The organism is Emergencia sp. 1XD21-10 (assembly GCF_009936045.1).
GTDB lineage: Bacteria > Bacillota > Clostridia > Peptostreptococcales > Anaerovoracaceae > Senimuribacter > Senimuribacter intestinalis.
This window is the reverse complement of the sequence record NZ_QWEQ01000015.1, coordinates 15,204-33,958: the sequence shown is the minus strand read 5'-3', so window position 1 is coordinate 33,958 and position 18,755 is coordinate 15,204. Positions and strand designations below refer to the sequence as shown.

13 protein-coding genes and 2 riboswitches are annotated in these 18,755 nt (G+C 43.9%); of the genes, 8 read left to right on the top strand and 5 right to left on the bottom strand.

What is annotated here, in order from left to right:
• Positions 1-5 precede the first annotated feature (5 nt).
• A complete protein-coding gene (locus D1151_RS10380; RefSeq protein ID WP_160200878.1) occupies positions 6-878 on the bottom strand; it encodes a 2-oxo acid dehydrogenase subunit E2 in 873 nt (290 codons plus the stop codon).
• A 119-nt stretch (positions 879-997) separates the two neighbouring features.
• Between D1151_RS10380 and D1151_RS10375 the strand changes: the two genes are divergently transcribed.
• Positions 998-2,110, top strand: a complete 1,113-nt coding sequence (locus D1151_RS10375) for a HutD family protein (protein ID WP_161908865.1) — start codon at positions 998-1,000, stop codon at positions 2,108-2,110.
• A gap of 73 nt (positions 2,111-2,183) precedes the next feature.
• Here D1151_RS10375 and D1151_RS10370 read toward each other — a convergent pair whose 3' ends face one another.
• Positions 2,184-4,151 carry a bifunctional UDP-sugar hydrolase/5'-nucleotidase gene (locus D1151_RS10370; protein WP_160200880.1) on the bottom strand — a complete coding sequence of 656 codons (1,968 nt, stop codon included), beginning with the start codon at positions 4,149-4,151 and terminating at the stop codon, positions 2,184-2,186.
• A gap of 36 nt (positions 4,152-4,187) precedes the next feature.
• Positions 4,188-5,219, bottom strand: a complete 1,032-nt coding sequence (locus D1151_RS10365) for a low specificity L-threonine aldolase (protein ID WP_161908864.1) — start codon at positions 5,217-5,219, stop codon at positions 4,188-4,190.
• Positions 5,220-5,484: 265 nt separating this feature from the next.
• Positions 5,485-5,564: riboswitch (cyclic di-GMP riboswitch) on the top strand.
• A 123-nt stretch (positions 5,565-5,687) separates the two neighbouring features.
• On the opposite strand from D1151_RS10365, the gene D1151_RS10360 reads away from it, so the two are divergent.
• The 7 genes from D1151_RS10360 (at position 5,688) to D1151_RS10330 (ending at position 17,105) form a co-directional block, all read left to right on the top strand.
• Positions 5,688-6,725, top strand: coding sequence for a fibronectin type III domain-containing protein (locus tag D1151_RS10360; protein WP_161908863.1), 1,038 nt, complete (start codon positions 5,688-5,690; stop codon positions 6,723-6,725).
• 222 nt (positions 6,726-6,947) lie between these two features.
• Entirely contained in the window at positions 6,948-11,204 is a 4,257-nt protein-coding gene (locus tag D1151_RS16665) for a hypothetical protein (RefSeq protein ID WP_202620418.1), read from the top strand.
• 317 nt (positions 11,205-11,521) lie between these two features.
• A riboswitch (cyclic di-GMP riboswitch) is annotated at positions 11,522-11,602 on the top strand.
• A gap of 125 nt (positions 11,603-11,727) precedes the next feature.
• A complete protein-coding gene (locus D1151_RS10350; protein ID WP_207708623.1) occupies positions 11,728-12,795 on the top strand; it encodes a CAP domain-containing protein in 1,068 nt (355 codons plus the stop codon).
• Positions 12,796-13,065: 270 nt separating this feature from the next.
• Positions 13,066-14,661, top strand: a complete 1,596-nt coding sequence (locus tag D1151_RS10345) for a CTP synthase (protein ID WP_161908861.1) — start codon at positions 13,066-13,068, stop codon at positions 14,659-14,661.
• A 106-nt stretch (positions 14,662-14,767) separates the two neighbouring features.
• A complete protein-coding gene (locus D1151_RS10340) occupies positions 14,768-15,034 on the top strand; it encodes a type II toxin-antitoxin system RelB/DinJ family antitoxin (protein WP_160202604.1) in 267 nt (88 codons plus the stop codon).
• On the top strand, positions 15,027-15,305 hold the full coding sequence (locus D1151_RS10335; protein ID WP_160202605.1) for a type II toxin-antitoxin system YafQ family toxin: 279 nt from the start codon (positions 15,027-15,029) through the stop codon (positions 15,303-15,305). The genes D1151_RS10340 and D1151_RS10335 overlap by 8 nt, the downstream gene beginning before the upstream one ends.
• A gap of 240 nt (positions 15,306-15,545) precedes the next feature.
• Entirely contained in the window at positions 15,546-17,105 is a 1,560-nt protein-coding gene (locus D1151_RS10330; protein ID WP_243151202.1) for an IS1182 family transposase, read from the top strand.
• A 201-nt stretch (positions 17,106-17,306) separates the two neighbouring features.
• Here D1151_RS10330 and spoIIID read toward each other — a convergent pair whose 3' ends face one another.
• The gene (gene spoIIID, locus D1151_RS10325; protein WP_160202606.1) at positions 17,307-17,561 is read right to left on the bottom strand and encodes a sporulation transcriptional regulator SpoIIID; all 255 of its coding nucleotides are present in this window, start codon (positions 17,559-17,561) and stop codon (positions 17,307-17,309) included.
• Between the two features lie 154 nt (positions 17,562-17,715).
• Positions 17,716-18,588, bottom strand: coding sequence for a LysR family transcriptional regulator (locus D1151_RS10320; protein ID WP_160202607.1), 873 nt, complete (start codon positions 18,586-18,588; stop codon positions 17,716-17,718).
• Positions 18,589-18,755: the final 167 nt, after the last annotated feature.

Genomic DNA, 18,755 nt, shown 5'->3' with positions numbered 1-18,755 from the left:
TCTCTCTATTTTACAATGAATTTTGTGTATTTTTCCTTTAAATTCGGGTCGGGAGTGATGGACTGAGGTTTTTCTTCTAAAAGCTCAGGGTGACCTGCATAGCGTTTGAATTCGCGGAAACACCTCGCGTAGTAATAGCCGGATTCTACTCTATCATCAGCAGAAACCTTGATTGGAAGCACTTTGCGCTCTTCGATGACCTCGCCGACCTTAAAAAGTCTTTTTTCAGGCTGACCCATGGCGATAAAGATACCTGTTGTGCCGAAATCGTAAATATGATGGTAGACGGCTTTCAGGCGAATAGACGCCAGATTGGTAATGAAGAGGGATGTATGGAACGGACTGGCATCTACAATGCTGAAAGGCAGAGAAAAATGCTTGTCCCACCATTTTAGAACGCCGACAACGCCGCCGACCAAAAAGGGAATTCGCATGACACCGCGAAGTAGCATATCGGTAGCATTATTGATACCGGCGCTTTTATTCAACTCGATAGCTTCTGCTAGTTTTCTGTTTACTTCGAAGATATCATCGTCTAAATTAAAATAAATTTTCGTCACAGTTTCTTCGGTATTATTATTCTTCAGTGTGGTGAAGGATACGCAGAAGTGGTTTCTGGCATAAATTCGCTTGTTGCAGACGAAACGGTTTAAATTGGGGTACTGAGACACCAATCTGAGATAAGCGGCAAGGATGACGCTCATATGGTCCATCTTAACTCCACTTGCGCGGCATTTGTTTATATAGCTGTGAATAGGCTCGAGATCCAGCTCCAGGTCGATGTAGTTGACTGCGTCATATCGCTTGGGCATAATGTAAGGCGTAATCTCATAAAACGGGTCGCAGCCCGAAAGTCTGTATCCGTCAGATCGTTTCATTTCTAAATCTCCAATCGAAAAAAATACTCAATCACTGTAGCATTATACTATAAAAAGGTTGTGAAATCAAGAAAGGAGCGGTATAATTAAGAATATCTTAATGAACCGGGAAGAAAAATATGGAATACAAGATTTATAAAGAAACGGATTTTAACAAATCGAACTGGACCGGTGGAACGACTACACAGCTGGCGATTTTCCCACAGGAATCCAGATACCTGGAAAGGAACTTTATTTGGCGTTTGTCCAGTGCGACGTGTGACTTAGAAGAAACGACCTTTTCTAAGCTTGCGGACTATGACCGGGTGCTGATGGTTCTTTCGGGAAACGCAGTGCTTGCCCATCAGGATGTGCGAGTTGCAAGACTGCAGCCCTTTGAACAGGATCGATTTGACGGTGCATATACGACTAAGAGCTTTGGCAAAATCACCGACTACAATCTGATGGTTAAAAAAGGAAATGAGGGCTTCTTAGATGTTATTATGGCGGAAGAGCAAAGTAAACCGCTGGATCGGGACTCCTATCCATCTTTCGAGCGCTATACGACAGCACTATATTGCACTGAGGGTTTTGCAGCAGTAACTGTCTGCGGAGAAACCCTAATGCTTACTGCGGGGCAGCAGCTTGTGATCAACGACGAGAATCGGAATCCGGCGGAAGTTTCAGTGATGGGAGACGGCACTCTGATTCGAGCGCAGATATTCTACGACTATCATCCGGAGGAGATGGCGGCTACGGTGATTCCGAGGGAAAGAGTTTCCTTTGACGATTTTAAGACCTGCATTTATTTGTCCAACGTGCAGTTCCGCGGTGCCAAATATATTATAAAGAGTTTAAAAAATCAATGGTTTGATGAAGAACTTTCCAAGGCAATTCGGAAGCTGGAACAGTTTTATATTCCTTTCATTATTACGACTTTAGGGTTTTGCGCGATTCTGGGCATAGGATACAACAGATTTGATACGGTACTGCAATGGGTACTGGCACTGGTTGGCTGGTTTTTGGTAGACATTTTACTCGTATCACCGCTGCTTTATCTTATGGTTGTTCCAAAGCCTGCAAGGAAGCACATTAAGGATGTAGCAAATCTGACGCCTTATGAGAAAAGGGTGCGGGAGAGGGAACTTTCTACCAACGAAAGAATGGATAAGCTCATGAAAAGGTATAAGACAGCAGGAATGCAGCGTTACGATAAAAATGGAAACGCATATATGATAGAGAAGGACGACTAGTGATGAGAAAAACGGCATGCCGCAGGGGGGTCCCTGTCTGGCATGCCGTTTTGAATTGCAGTTCGATTTTTATTTACTTTACAGTTACTTTCTTTGTTGTGATTTTACCGTAAATCTTTTCGCCCATTACATAAGTATACGGCGTAACTTTTACAGTGTATTTGCCTTTTGCCAGTTTCTTTGTGGTAAAGGATTTTGAGGTCTTGCTTAAGGAAGAAACTTTCTTGCCTTTTGCATTGTAAACGTGATAATAAAAGCCGCTTGCGTTGCTGTTTCCGCTGATTTTTACCGTGATTTTGGAAGTCTTCTTGGAAGCGGTCGCTGATTTAATCTTTGTGGTGCGGGCAAGAGCTGCCTTGTATGCCTTGATTGCATCCTTGCCGGCTTTTTCGATGGAAGCGGCAATATCTTTGGAGTTGTAAGCCTTGATTATACCGATTCTGCCTTCTGGCTTTGCATAAGTCTGACCGATTTTACCGCCTAAATCTTTTTCAAGATACTGAACCAGCGCTAGCGCGTCGGTGATGGATTCTTTGGTTACTTCCTTTGCACCTTTGAACATGGTGAAACCGTCGCCTTCCTGGGTAAGGATGTAAAGGCTGGAAGCTACGGTGTAGGTTTTAGCAGGATCAATTGCTTCACCGCCGACTTTCACGTTGGTGACTCTTCTTGCACCGCTTACTTCTACGAACATGCCGTTGTCATCAGTTACCACTGTGGAAGGGATGGTGGTATCGATATCGTAAGTCAGACCGGATACCTGCAGGAACCCGCCGCTTTCGGAAGGTGCGGATTTTGCGCCGTGTTCCAGTGCGTCAAGAATCTGCTGACCGGTAGCCTCGATAACGCCTAGCTGATTGCTCCAAGGGTTTACTGTGATGAGACTGCCATAGGTAACTTCGCCTTTTTTGATGGCTGCGCGAACGCCGCCTCCCTGAACCAGACCGATATCCGCACCAGTTACAGCGCGGTATGCATCAGCACAGAAGTTTCCGGCAGGGGCTTCCTGATTTCTTACCATTCTGTTGCCGTCAGCGTCATAGTCGTCTACATCGACTTCACAGGTGCCGATGACTTTCTCGGTTACAGCCTTCAGATTAGCGTTAATACCGCTGATAACAGCAGCTACAGCGCTGTCCTTTTTGGTATAGCCGGAAACCAGAGAAGCGGAAATTTGTCCGTCGGTCTTGATGATGACTTCGCCGATATAGGAAATTCCGGTGCCTGTCTGAGTTAGAATGACTTCTTTTCCGTCTTTTGCTTTGACTTTAGTATCTTGGATTACACTGTGGGAATGACCATCAATCATAACGTCGATTCCGCTGGTGTTAGCGATGACGTTTTCTGAAGTCCAAGGATTTTCGCTTTCACCGATACCAAGGTGAGCTACTGCAATGACATAGTCTGCGCCAGCTGCTTTAGCATCATCTACGGCATTTTGTACAGCATCATAAAGGTCTTTTCCATTGTTGCCGTCGCAGAAGCTGTAGATGTAGTTGCCATTTTCATCCTGAAAGAAAACAGGCGTGGATTTGGTGATAGACTCCGGCGTAGAAATGCCGACGAAAGCGACTTTTTTGTCGCCGTAGGTTTTCATTTCGTAAGGCTTGAATACCGATTTGCCGTCAGAACCCAGGAAATTTGCACTGATATAGGTGGCATTTGCCTTGGATACCAGCGTCAGGAATGTGTCCATGCCAAAGTCAAACTCGTGGTTACCCGGAATTGCGATATCGTAACCTGCCGCATTCATAATATCAATAATATAATCGCCTTTGGAAAGGGCACCGATGACATCACCCTGAATAGCATCACCTGCGTCAACTAGGGTTACATAGTCGGTTTCCAGAAGCTTGTCAGCCTTATAGGCAGCAACACCTGCAAAACCAAGATTTCCCTCTACATTGCAGTGGGTATCGTTGGTATGGAGAATGACGATATCTCCGGTTTTTGCCTCTGCTGCAAAAGCTGTCGCTGGCATCATTACTGTGATGAGACACAAGGACAGTAAAACAGCAAAAAGTTTTTTACTTTTTTTCATGGGAACGACTCCTTTCGTAATTTATGAAACTCAGGTTTAGAATTTTTTTAGCGCATTTAAGAATGCGTCTACGTCTTCTTCAGTTGTGCCCCAGGAGGTTACCAGCCTGATGACACGCTTGCCTTCTCCGGCAGCAGCCCAATCATAGAAGAAAAATTCTTTTTCCAGTTCTCTGACCATTTCGGTTGGAAAGATTGGGAAAATTTGATTGGTAGTAGAAGTGCCGTCGAATTCATAGCCGCAGGCAGCAATTCCTTCGCGCAGTTTCTTTGCCATAGCATTTTCGTGAGCGCCGATTTGGAAGAAAAGGCTGTTTTCGCCGCCTTCCAAAAGTGCTTCAAACTGCACGCCGATGAGTCTTCCTTTTGCCAGCATGCCGCAGTTTTGCTTAATCATCCAGCGGTAGTGATCGTTGATGTTTTCATCAAAGATAACAACAGCTTCGCCAAGGAGCAGACCGTTTTTTGTGCCGCCGATGTAAAAGGCATCAGTCAGTCTTGCGATATCCTGGATGGTAAGGTCGGTATCCTCACAGGTGAGACCGGCACCGAGTCTGGCGCCGTCCAGTCCGAGGTACATGTCGTGGGCATCACAGCATTTGCGGAGAGCCTCCAGTTCTGCTTTAGTGTAAACGGTACCGCTTTCGGTGGTGTGGGAAATGTATGCCATCTTAGGAACGACAGTGTGGTCATCCTCATATTCCAGCCATGCGTTGTCGATGAGTTCCGGCGTCAGCTTGCCGTCAACGCCGTCGACAGTCAGCACTCTATGTCCTGTAGCCTCCACCGCACCGCACTCGTGAGAGTAAATATGGGCAGCTCTGGTTGCAACGACAGCTTCCCAGGGCTTCAGTGCTGCAGCGATGGTGATGACATTGGTAGGGGTTCCGCCTACCATCATGTGAACTTCACAGTCCGCTCTGCCGATTAAATCTTTAATCATCTGTGCAGCGCGTTCGCTGTGTGGATCAAGGGCGTACCCGTCAGTATGTTCTAAATTGGTAGCAATCAGTGCATCCAGAATTTTTGGATGAGCGCCCTGACTGTAATCACTTCTGAAAAAAATCATGGGTTTGTTCCTCCTAGTCGGTAAGTTTTATCACGATAAAATATTCTAAATCCATTATAAAATATTTTCGGGGAGAATTCACTAGATTTTGGAAAAAATTTTGCAACTATATTCTGAAGTGAATATTTGGTTAGAATATATTTGAAATATAATGATAATTACTGTTGGAATATAAGTGTATAGCCTAAGAATAAAGTGGGAAAATTTATAAAAATATAACCTCGAGCTATTGACAAACAGGGATAGATATGCTAACCTTAAATCGTAATTTTAAAGGCAAAATCGTTGTGAAGCGATGACGCAAAGCTATAGGGCCTTGTAAAGCCAAGGCAGCCAGTTGCACCTTACAGTGAATAAAACTGTTTTATTGGAAGACTATAGCCTGATGCGTTGCGCACAAGGCTATTTTATTTTAAAATAAATTGTGATAAAATGATAAATGCAATAATTGGAAAGGATGAAAAAACGATGAAAAAGATTAGAGTTTTTGCATTGACACTGTGCCTGGCACTGGTTGTTTCTATGGCAGGCAGCAGCTTTGTATTTGCTGGAGCAGAAGCGTCTCTGAAAGCACCATCTTCTGTTAAGGCGATTTCCTCAGGAACAACAACTGTGAAGGTTTCATGGAGTAAGGTCAGTGGAGCTGAGAAATATCAGGTTTACCGCTATTACAGCAGTTCTAAAAGCTGGAAGAGAGTCCGCACTACAGCAAATGCGACAGTTTCTTTTACGGGGCTTACAAAGAACACCACTTACAAATTTAAGGTACGCGCTGTTTCCGGCGACAGTAAATCGGATTACAGCAATGTAGTTTCTGCTAAGACTGGCGTTGTAACGAAGATTTCGCTGGACAGAAAAACCAAGCCGCTGTATGGTACTGCATCTTTTACACTGAAGGCAACAGTAACTGCGAAAGCGCCGTCAAAGACAGTGACATGGACAAGTTCAGACAAGAGCATCGCAACGGTCAGCTCTTCCGGAAAGGTAACCGCAAAGGGAAAAGGAACCGTTAAGATTACAGCAAAAGCACATAATGGCGCTACCGCAAGCTGTCTGGTGACAGTAGGAACGAAATTCGACCAGACTTATCAAAAAGAAATGCTGCGCCTTGTTAACAATCTGAGAGCAGAAAAAGGTCTCAAACCGCTGCAGTACGCTTACAGCATTCAGGCGGCATCAGATTTGCGGGCACAGGAAGCCTGGGCCAATAAAGACATGGGGCATATGAGATATACAAAAAAAGGAACTGAAGGCGATTTCGATTCTGTTTATACGGACTTAGGATTGAAGCTCTCTTACCGGGGCACAGCTGAAAATCTGGCATGGCGTACAGATTCTTACAGTGATGCAAAAGCTGCGGCACAGGTGTATTTTAATCAGTGGAAAAATTCTAAGTATCACCTTGCCAATATGTTACATAAAAATGCGAAATCTATGGCAGTTTCTTATCACTATCAGAGCGGAAGAACTTTTGCGGCTGCTTCTGCGCAGCTTTTCCTGATGTAACTTGGATAGAAGTTTTGACTTGTGAGCCACCCTTCGGTGGCTCTTTTTTTGTGAAAAATTTATGAAAAACAACCTGAAACCATTTGAAAATACACGTTTGAAGGCTTGACAAAAATGTGCGGGGGGGGGGTATAATACTTTTGTAAATTCTAACGAGAAAATCGCCATTAGGCGGTGATAACGAGCTGCTTGCGGCAGCTTGGAAGCGGTAGGAGGTTTTTTATGAAAAGAATAAAGAAAGAGTGCATTGTTTTTTTGTGCTTGATGCTGATTCTTTGTGGAAATCTGGGCGTATTTGCGGCAGATATCATCATGAATCCGGGCGAAAGCTGGGGGGCTTACCAACAGCGTGTCTATAATGCACGAAAAACAGAGTTTGATGCGCTTCAAACAGCAAATGCGGGAAACACTGTTCCTGCAGATGAGGTATGGACGCTTAATGCGATGCAGGAGGCGACGGATGGAGACGGCAACGGACTTGTGGATGTGTATACGGCGGCGCAGCTTCGCTGGGCGCTAGTAAACAAGAAGTCTCTGGAACTGAAAAACGATGTGGACTTAGGCGGACGCAACCCTGCAAACAATTGGAGTCCGGTTGCTGATCCAGGCAGCATCACCATCGAAGGAAATGGACATACTATTTATAATATGTATACTGCCGGATCTGGCACGGTGGGTATGATTTCAACTGTAGGCAGAGCCAGCACAGGATTTAAAATGCAGAATCTTCGCTTCCGGTATTGCCATGTAGAATCTAGCGGGCAGTACTCGGGTGTAGCGGTTGGCTGGCTGCTTGCAGGTAAGATGAAGCAGGTATCCGTTGAGGATTCTATTGTTCATGGGGCGGCGCATACGGGCGGCATTGTCAGTGGATGGAACGGCGATGGCTCTACCTCTTTAGATAGTTTCTATGTGCATATGGATCAGTGCCACGTGCGCAATGTAACAACCTATGGGACAAGCTGTGTTGGTTCCTTTGTAGGTCCGGTTTCTGGATATAAGATTACCAATAGCTATTCTATTGACAGCTATGATATTTCTACATCATCGCATTCGGGAGGCTTTATATCCTGTCCGGGCAACTGCTGGATAGAGAACTGCTTCACGAATGTTAAGCTATATTGCAATACTGACGGCGGCGTATTCTATGGAATCGGTCATTATGCAAACCATTTTGAGAACTGTTTCGCCTCTGGCGTTGTAGAAGGAAGCAGCAATGTAGGTGGATTCTTTGGCAGAGATGAGCAGAATACCGATACTTGCATCAACTGTTACAGCACCTCCATGGTCGGTATGCAGAATACGGCAAGCACCATGGGAGGATTCTATGGAGGCGCTACAGGAGATACCAGAATACAGAACTGCTACAGTACCGGTGAGGTAGGGACGACAAAGACCAAGCCGGGAGCGAGCGGCTCAACATTAGGAGGTATCGGCGGAAATAATCCAGGTGCTGCAACTTTTAGTAATTGTTACTTTGATAAGCAAACATCCGGCATGGGCGAGTATGCAATCGGTACTTTAACCCATAATTCGTTTGCTGGAATCACTGGCTATCTGACTGGACAGATGATTGGCGATGCCATGAAGGAAGAATTCGGTACAGACGGAACCTGGACTTATCAGAGCGGTGTATATCCGCAGCTTTCCGTATTTACTAATCCGAGTGAAAGCTTCGGTAATGAAACAGACAGAGCAATCGCAAAGGCATATTCCGCGGCGTCTGTATGCACAGCACTGCTGCAGCCTTCTAATCTGAACAAGACTCAGGAGGAATTGGAGGGTTTCAGTACTACCGATTATGATACAGTGCGTAATATTTCTGTATTGTTCCCACTGACCAACAACAGGTTGGCAGGTTATGACGGCAGTGGTTTCGATATTTCGTGGGAGACACGCGATGGCTACACTTGTCAGTTACCGGGGGACATGAACGGACTGCCGGTTATTACGCTGGATCCGAAGACTTATGAGACAACAAACTTCGCGCCTGGTGTGGGCTGGACTGACGTATCGGTTAGCACGGGCATCACCAATCCGCAGAACGGCGAAGAAATCGTGGGACAGCGCTTCATGCGTCTGGTGCCGACAACCGTTATTTCACTGGCCAATGGCAGCGCTGGGGTAGACCAATACATTTATGTTAAGAAAGACAATCGTTTGCCTGATGAAGCAACCAAGTACGACCACAGAGAAAGTGTTATCTTCGCACTGGGATCTGCGACTGATGTGGACACCGGAAGCATCAGGACTACGCCGTATCCGGCGGATGATACCACCTTTGGCTATGATGAAACAGGAACTCCTGTTGGCACAGAACTTACTGGTACGGGTACTGTGGGTGGTAAGGTTATAGTAAAGGTATCCAAACTGAATGAAGCAACCGGAAAGTATGAAGATCAGCATATTGAAAGCAACGAAGAGTTGCAGAAACTTCTGCTGAACCAGCGTAGTGCGGAAGAAAAGGACAAGGGCGTTTATAAGCTGCAGTATGAGTGGTATAAGTCTGGAAATTTAGAAGGCGGCTGTATCGTCAACAGTAAGACGCTGACCGTGCGCGAGGTACTGACTTTAGCTTATGATAAAAACTATCCAGAACCTACTGGGGGAACGCGGGTAGAAAAAGACGATTATCCTTATGTGGTTGGACAAAGTGTAAATGATGCGGCGCAGAACTTCCCAGAATCACCGGAAATGAAAGGGTATACTTTCATGGGCTGGTCTACTGACCCGAAGGCAAATCCGGAACGTTTTGATGCTTTTACAGCAGATACAAAGCTGAAAGACGATACTGTTGCCTATGCGGTCTGGAAGATGAACACTTATGATGTTACTACTGCAAAGACTGGTCAGGGCACTATCAGCAGTTCTGAAAGCTATAAATATAAAGAGAATGCTACAGTCACCTGGGAACCTGCAGAAGGCTGGCGTGTGAGCAGTGTTATGGTGGATGGAATCATTCGTGATGATTTGCTGCCTGCAGATGGCTGCAAATTTGTCAGCATAGACGCAAATCATAAGGTGCAGGTTCGCTTTGAAGAAGGTACTGCAGATGACGATGAGACTGCGGGAGGAAGCTTTGTCAGTGTTGCAACGTCAACAGAAGGTCTGGGAAGTATCAGTGAAGCAAAAACCTTGAAAAAGGGTGGCGATTATACAGTTTCCTGGAAACCTGCAGATGGCTGGAAAGTAAAAGAGGTATGGATTGACGGCGAAAATGCTGAGGCATTAAAAGATGTAGGCGAGATTGCTTTTCAGGATGCTGCGGTAAACCATACTGTACATGTTGTTTATGTTCGTGAAGATGGCAGCAGCCTGGATGCTGATCAGGTCTGCGTAGTTGAAACGTCTGTTGCCGAGGGTGAAGGTACGATTACGGCGACTGGACAGGTACAGAAGGGCGAAGACCATACTGTGACTTGGGAAGCCGGTAAAGGATATAAAGTTGTAGAAGTCACTGTTGACGGTGAGGTGCGGCCAGATTTACTGAATGCAGGAAATGTGACCTTTGAAGCTGTGGACAAAGACCATACAGTGCAGGTAAAACTGAAGAAAAAACCTTCTCTTATTATCATTGATCCGGACGATAATCCAGGCGGAGAGGAACCGGACGATAAGCCAGACGATAATCCGGATATTAACAAGGATACCGACGGAGACGGCAAACCAGACATTAACATCGATACTGATGGAGATGGTAAACCGGATGTAGACATTGATACCAACGGAGATGACAAGCCAGACATCAACATTGATACCGATGGAGACGGCAAGCCGGATATTAACAAGGATACTGACGGAGATGGCAAACCAGATGTAGATATTGATACCAATGGAGATGGCAAACCGGATATCAACAAAGATACCGACGGAGACGGCAAGCCAGACCTCGACATCGATACCAACGGAGACGGCAAGCCGGATGTCAATATCGACACTGACGGAGACGGCAAACCGGATATCAACGTTGATACCAATGGAGACGGCAAACCGGATGTGAACAAAGATACCGACGGAGATGGCAAACCAGATATTGATATCGATACTGATGGAGATGGCAAACCGGATATCAACATTGATACTAACAAAGACGGCAAGCCAGATCTTAATATCGACACCGATGGAGACGGCAAACCAGATATTAATATTGACACCGATGGAGATGGTATCCCTGACCTTAATGTCGACATCGATGGAGACGGCAAACCGGATACTAACATCGATACTGATGGAGATGGCAAGCCGGATGAAAACGTTAAAACGCCAAGTGAAATTGACAAACTGATTAAAGACAACAACAAGGAAGACCAAAACGCCGGAAATAAGACCAATGACGATGAGGAGGATGAACTTCCTTGGTGGATTCCAAGAACCGGTGATACGAGCAATATGCTTACTTGGTTGGCAATCCTTGCAACTGCATTACTGGCACTTACCGGTATGATAGCATGTGTGGAAAAAAAGCGTGAATCTAAATAAGATGGATTCCTGCAGGTAGGCAATCCTTTGAATGTTGTTTGTGAAGAGGCTGACTCATTTGTTTGAGACAGCCTCTTCTTTTATTGTGTTTATACAGAAAGATCCACATAACCATGTTTTATGTTTTGTATTATATTTCTGAAAAATACGATGATAGCACCAGAAAACGGGTTAGAATATATATGGAGTTAAAACTGAAAGGATATTGAAAAACGCAAATATGTCCTGATAATAAAAGTGAAGATTTAGTGAAAATATAATCGAAAAATGCATGTAATCTATTGACAACGCGTATTAAATATGTTATTGTAAAAAAGTAATTTAAAAGGCAAAATCGTTGTGAAGCGATGACGCAAAGCTATAGGGTCTTGCAAGAAACAAGATAGCCAGTTGTACTTTACAGTTAACAGAATTGTTTAATTGGAGAATGATAGCCTGGCACATTGTACGGCTATTTTTTTTGTCGAAAAATTGTAGTTTAATACAAAAAGAATTGATATTAAAAGTTTTAGAGAGGAAGAAAATGATGAAAAGATTCGGAACTTTTGTTTTAACTCTTTGTGTAGTGCTCACTGTCATTATGACAGCAGGTCAGGTGACCTATGCAGCAGAATCCGAACAAGGGGCGACAATGTATCCGCAGGCAGAAATCAAGGCGCCGACTTCTGTGAGAGCAATCACTTCAGGAACGCGTACCATTAAAGTTTCCTGGAAAAAAGTAAGTGGTGCGGAAGAATATCAGATTTATCAACGTAATACCAAATCGAATACTTGGAGGAGGGTTCGTACTACTGAAAAAACAGCAGTGACTTTTACAGGATTATCCCAAAATACAACTTATAGGTACAAGATTCGTGCAGTTGATTCCGGAAAGGTTTCAGCATTTAGCAGCAATGTTTCTGCTAAAACCGGCGTAGTCACAAGGATTTCTCTCAGCAGAAAGACGAAGAGCCTTTATGGAAACGGCTCCTTTGTACTGAAGGCTACGGTGAGTGCGAAGGCGCCGGCTAAAACTGTCCGCTGGTCAAGCTCCGATTGTACGGTTGCAACAGTCAGTACCTCGGGCAAGGTCACTGCTAGGAGAAAAGGGATTGTAAGGATTACGGCAAAAGCGCATAATGGAGTTACCACATCCTGCTTGGTAACGGTAGGAACTGAGTTTGACAAAGCCTACCAGAAGGAAATGCTCAGACTGGTCAACGACCTGAGAAAAAAGAATGGGCTGAATTCTTTGAAGTACGCATATCACCTTCAGGCGGCAACAGACATACGTGCATATGAAGCCTGGGCATATAAGCAGATGGGACACATGCGCTATAATAAATATGGAAAAGAAGCTGCTTTCAATTCCGTCTACACAGATTTGGAGCTGAATCTTGACTATAACGGCACCGGCGAAAATTTGGCATGGCGCTCCAACTCCTTTAATGATCCGGTTGCAGCAGCACGTGCATATTTCGAGCAGTGGAAGAATTCTCCGGGGCATAGAGCAAATATCCTTCGCAAAGGCATCAAGTCTATGGCAGTGTCTTATCTTTATCAGAGCGGGAAAAAGTTTTCGGGCGCATCGGCGCAGCTGTTTCTGATGTAATAAAATTAGACTTTGTTTGAGAGCCGCCTTATATATGGCTGAAAGGAAGAAGACCGCGCGGTTATAAAAAAACTGCTGGACTTTTTCCTGTAAAAGTCGTATAATATTTCAGTAATATTATTTTATAAATTGCGCAAAGACATAACAGAAATAAGGAGAAGATGGCGAACTTTAGAGAGTTTCGGGATCTTGTGTATCCTTCTCACTAAAAAGCCAGATGCCTTATTTTTTTTAGTTTTTGCGTTTTGTTTTTTTGGAAGGAGTGTAGCTATGAAAAAATATATCTTTGTGACAGGCGGAGTTGTATCCGGACTTGGAAAGGGAATTACGGCGGCGTCCTTAGGTCGGCTTTTGAAAGCAAGAGGTCTGAAGGTGGCGGCACAGAAACTGGATCCTTATATCAATATCGACCCGGGCACCATGAGCCCTTATCAGCATGGAGAGGTTTTTGTCACTGAAGATGGTGCTGAGACGGATCTGGACCTGGGACATTATGAGCGGTTTATCGATGAAAACCTGAATAGGTTCAGCAACCTGACTACAGGAAAAGTCTACTGGAATGTGCTGAACAAGGAGAGAAATGGCGATTATCTGGGCAGCACTGTACAGGTTATTCCTCATGTGACTAACGAGATTAAATCGTTTATTTACAATGTTGGAGAAACGTCTTTAGCCGATGTAATTATTACTGAAATTGGCGGAACTGTAGGGGATATTGAGAGCCAGCCGTTTCTGGAAGCGATTCGTCAGGTTTCTCTGGAAGTGGGCAAGGAGAATTGCATCTTTATTCATGTGACCTTGGTGCCGTATATCAAAAGCTCCGGTGAACACAAGTCCAAGCCGACTCAGCATTCGGTTAAGGAATTGCGTGCGCTGGGGATTTCGCCGGATATCATCGTAATGCGGGTGGACGAGCCGGTAGACCAGGACATCATCGATAAAATCGCACTGTTCTGTAATGTGAAAAAGGACTGCGTCATTGAAAATATGACTTTGCCGACTTTATATGAAGCTCCTGTGATGCTGGAAAAGGCAGGACTCAGCTGGATCGTCTGCAGGGAGCTTGGAATTAACGCTGGTCCATGTGAGATGGAAGACTGGAACAAAATGCTGACACGGATTGAGAACAGAAGCAAGTCTGTGACTATCGGTCTGGTAGGTAAATATGTAAAATTGCACGATGCATATCTTTCTGTTGCTGAAGCCTTGCGCCATGGAGGTTATGAGAATGATGCCTGCGTCAATATCAAGTGGATTGATGCGGAGGATGTAACTTGTGAAAGCGCAGAATTGGTATTAGGCGATGTTGATGGGATTTTAGTGCCGGGCGGTTTTGGTGATCGTGGTATTGAAGGTAAAATCCAGGCAGCAAAATATGCAAGAGAAAAGAATGTGCCATACCTTGGCATTTGTCTTGGCATGCAGACGGCAGTAATTGAATTTGCTAGAGATGTTCTCGGCTACTCTGATGCGGATTCAGGAGAATTTGCAGAAAACGGTGCCCACAATGTTATCGACTTGATGGCGGATCAGCAGGGTAATATTCCTAAGGGCGGTACTATGCGTCTTGGCGCTTATCCTTGCAAAATCCGGGAGGGCACTTTGCTGGAAAAAGCCTACGGCACATCTGAAATCAGCGAACGTCATCGCCACAGATATGAGTTCAATAATTCTTATAGAGAGGAAATGGAGACAGCGGGAATGACGATAGCTGGCACTTCCCCTGATGGCAGACTGGTAGAGGCAGTGGAACTGAGAGACAGAAAGTTCTTTGTCGCCGTCCAGTATCATCCGGAATTTAAGTCAAGACCCAATAATGCACATCCGCTGTTCAGAGAATTTATCGCAGCAGCGGTGAAATTTTAATTATGGGACGTGTTCTAGGTGAGCAAGAGGAACGTTTTATGTGCAATGCACTTGAAATATAATAGAAATAAGCATATAATAAGAATATATCAAGGGAGGTGTTTTTATGGCGAAGAAATGTAATTTAACATTACGCATTGAGCCAGAGCTAAAGGCGCAGGCAGATGAGTTATTTAAAACCTTGGGATTAGATTTAAGTACAGCTACAGGACTTTTTTTCCGGCAGGCACTAATGCACCATGGGTTACCTTTTCCGGTAAAAGTTGTAGAACCAAATGATACTACCTATGCGGCAATGGAAGCAGCCGAAAATGGAGAAGTTTATGGTCCTTATGATAATATGGAAGATTTGATGGAGGCTTTGAATGCTTAATGTCAAATTTACTGCACAATTTAAAAAGGACTATAAGTTGGCAGCTAAGAGAGGTTGTGACCTTAAAGAAATGATTCAAGTAATAGATCTTTTACGAAATGAACAACCTTTACCGGAGTCCTATCACGATCATGCGTTAGTTAACTCAAGGCACTATAAAGGAATGCGAGAGTGTCATATTCAACCGGACTGGTTATTAGTCTATAAAATTGTGCAGGATACATTAGAACTAAGACTAATCCGAACAGGCTCACATAGTGATTTGTTTTAAAGATTAAATAATAAAAAAGCAGGAAATCCCTGCTCTGACTGTAGACAAAGGAGCTGTCGCACAGTTGACTTAAAAAGTCAACTGGAGCCACGGCTCCTTTTGTTTAATTTCAAAACAAGAAAACCCTTACGAATTCAACACTTGTAAGGGTTTTTGTGGTATAATATTTGTGTGAAAAACCTTACTACCACTAACAAAAACTATACAACAAACGAGAAATATTTTCAACTTCAAATTCCGATGAATTTAAACATTATCATTCCGGAAAACGACAGCGTAAGGTTACTAAGTCAGTTTGTAGAGGAGATGGACCTGACTTGTCTTTATGAAACTTACAGTATTCTGAAAGAAAATCAAGTGACCCCGCGACAAATGCTGAAAATCATTCTCTATGCCTACCTCGATGGAAGATTTTCTTCCAGAGAAATTGAGCGTGCCTGTCACAGAGACATTAACTTCATGTACCTTCTTGAAGGCAAGCCAGTACCAGACCACGCAACTATTGCAAGATTCCGCAGTCTGCACTTTGCTTCCTGTGCAAAGCAGCTGCTTGTACAGTGCAGTGAACTGCTTTATGAACTTGGTGAAATTTCAGGAGAAAACATCTTTATTGACGGCACAAAGATTGAGGCGAATGCTAACAAGTACACCTTTGTATGGAAAAGAGCAGTTAGCAAAAACCAGGAAAAACTTGGTCAAAAAGCAGCGCTGTTAGTTTCAGAATGCGTAGAAACCTATGCATTGAAACCAGTTTGGGGCGGCAGAGTAAAAATCAAAACACTCAAAAGGCTTAGGAAACAGCTGTATGCCATAAAAGAACAGGAAGAAATCAAGTTCGTGTACGGAACAGGAAAAAGAAAGGCACTTCTTCAGAAACACATCGAACAACTGGAAAGTTATCTGGAAAAATTGAAAGAATACAATCAAAAAATCCATATCTGCGGAACACGTAACAGTTATTCCAAGACAGATTCGGATGCGACCTTCATGCGAATGAAAGAAGATCATATGAAAAATGGACAGTTGAAACCAGCCTACAATCTACAGCATGGAGTAGATGCAGAATATGTAGTATGGCTTGAGATATTCCCTAATTCAACGGATACACCGACTGCCATTTCTTTTCTGAAAGAAATGAAAGAGAACTTGTCCTTCAAATACCGCAATATTGTTTTGGATTCCGGTTACGAGAGCGAAGAAAACTACACCTACATAGAAGACAATGACCAGATAGGATTTATCAAACCAACAAACTATGAAATTTCCAAAACTAGAAAGTATCAAAAGGATATCAGCAACCGTGCGAATATGGTCTATGATTCTGAAAGGGATTGCTATTATTGCAGTCAGGGGCATCCTTTATTTGCAATGGCAACAAAACAGAGGAAAACAGCAAGTGGATATATTTCGACGAAAACCGTATACAAGTGTGCTGATTGTACAGGTTGTCCCGTAAAAGACAAATGTATCAAGGGAAATCATTTTAAAACACCTGTAGATGAACGCTTTAAGTCATTGGAAGTTTCAAGAAAGTTTGAAAGGCAGAGAGCAGAATGCCTGCAGCAAATCAGCAGTAAGCAGGGAATTTTACTCAGAATCAATAGAAGTATTCAGGCAGAAGGAAGTTTTGCTGACCTGAAATGGGACAGGGGATTCCGAAGGTTCCTGTGCCGAGGAAATGCAAAGGTATATGCAGAATGTGTGCTTCTTGCAATTTCCCATAATATCGAAAAACTGCATAACAAAATTCAGCGTGGAACAGTGGGAATACACTTGCATTGTATTGATAAAATTGCATAGAGAAAGCAACATACCTCAAGGAGCTAGATGCCCTTAGCTTTGTGTTGCTTTTTTGATTCTAATGAAATGTTGTTAAGCCATAAAAGCATTACGAAGCGAAAGGAGCCGTGGCTCCAGTCGACTTTTTAAGTCAACTGTGCGACAGCTCCTTTTACCACCCTTTTGAAGGGTGGGCATGATTTAAAAGATTATCCAATTATGTTATTCATCCTGATGACTGTACTTTTCTCTGGTGGCAAGACCGCCTCGTATATGTCTTTCGGCTTTATTGACGTCCAGTACGGTTTTTACCTGTGCGGCAAGCGAAGGACTGATTTCCTGCAGCCTTTCTGTAACGTCTTTGTGTACAGTACTTTTGCTGACTTTGAATTCTTTTGCAGCGGCTCTGACTGTCGAATTGGTCGAAATAATGTAGTTGGCCAGCGAAAGTACTCTCTCCTCTATGTAATCCTTCATAATAAACACCGCTCCTTAAACTCAAGTTAGAACCAATATATGCAGGGAAGAGAAGGGATATGCAAAAGAATTCAGATTATAAAGCCGCTGATGGAAAGTGGTTGCCAATCAATAGAAAGAAACGGGAGGCAGCTGGACCAAAGCCTATCAGAGGTTAGAGTTTTTCTGTCCATCTTTGTATGTGAGCCCAGAAATCTGCGGCAGCAGCCGACAGCAGAGAGAGATCTTTGCATGCCATACCGATTTGGCGGTATCTGGGCGGGGCTAAAGGAACGGCAATAATTTTTCTGTCAAAACCGCGGAGCATCATTTGGGACATCAGACTGGTACCGAGTCCCTGTTCTACCATGGCGATGACTGCATGGTCGTCGCTTTCGATAAAGGCAGGATTAAGGGTAATGCCGCTTTGCGTAAGAACTTCTGTAATTTCATCGTCAACGCCTTCGTTTAAAGCAATGTAAGGAAGTGTTTTCAACTCTTCTAAAGAAAAATATGTTTGATTTACCTGCGGGGCTTCTGCAGAAAATACGCCGACGATAGGATCCTGATAGAGAAATACTTCGCAGCAATCTTCGGCGGTAGGGTAGCGAGTAAATCCGATATCTACCTGATTATTCTGTACCCATTCTACAATTTCATCGTTGTTTCCATGCAGCAGCTGAAAACGGATACCGGGATGCAGCTCTGTAAATTCTTTGATGATACCAGGCAGCCACTGTGCTGATACACTGTTGAAGGTACCGATGGTAATCAGCCCTAAGTTCAGATTTTTAATTTCTGCGGCACATTGCAGCAGGCGGCGCTGTTCATTGAGGAGCGCCTGAATATGGGGCAGAGCCAATTTTCCTTCCGCAGAAAGACGCACGCCGCGGCGATCCCGAACTAAAAGCGGAAAGCCGAGTTCTGCTTCTAGGGAATTTAGCATGCGTGTCAGTCCCGACTGGCTATAGCCAAGTTCTTCAGCAGCAGAAGTCAATGTACCGCTTTCTAAGACTTTCAGTAAAACTTCGTATTGGATGATTTGCATGGGTGCCTCCTTTTCTTGCCTTGTCTAAAATTGCATTTATATAATGATAAATCATGGAACGGATATAAACTATTATTTTAAGTTATGATACTTTTAGTATATCGCCGCAAGAGAATAAGTCAATCCTTAACTGATACTTGGCTTTGTATCTTTTCTGGTTTTGCGGG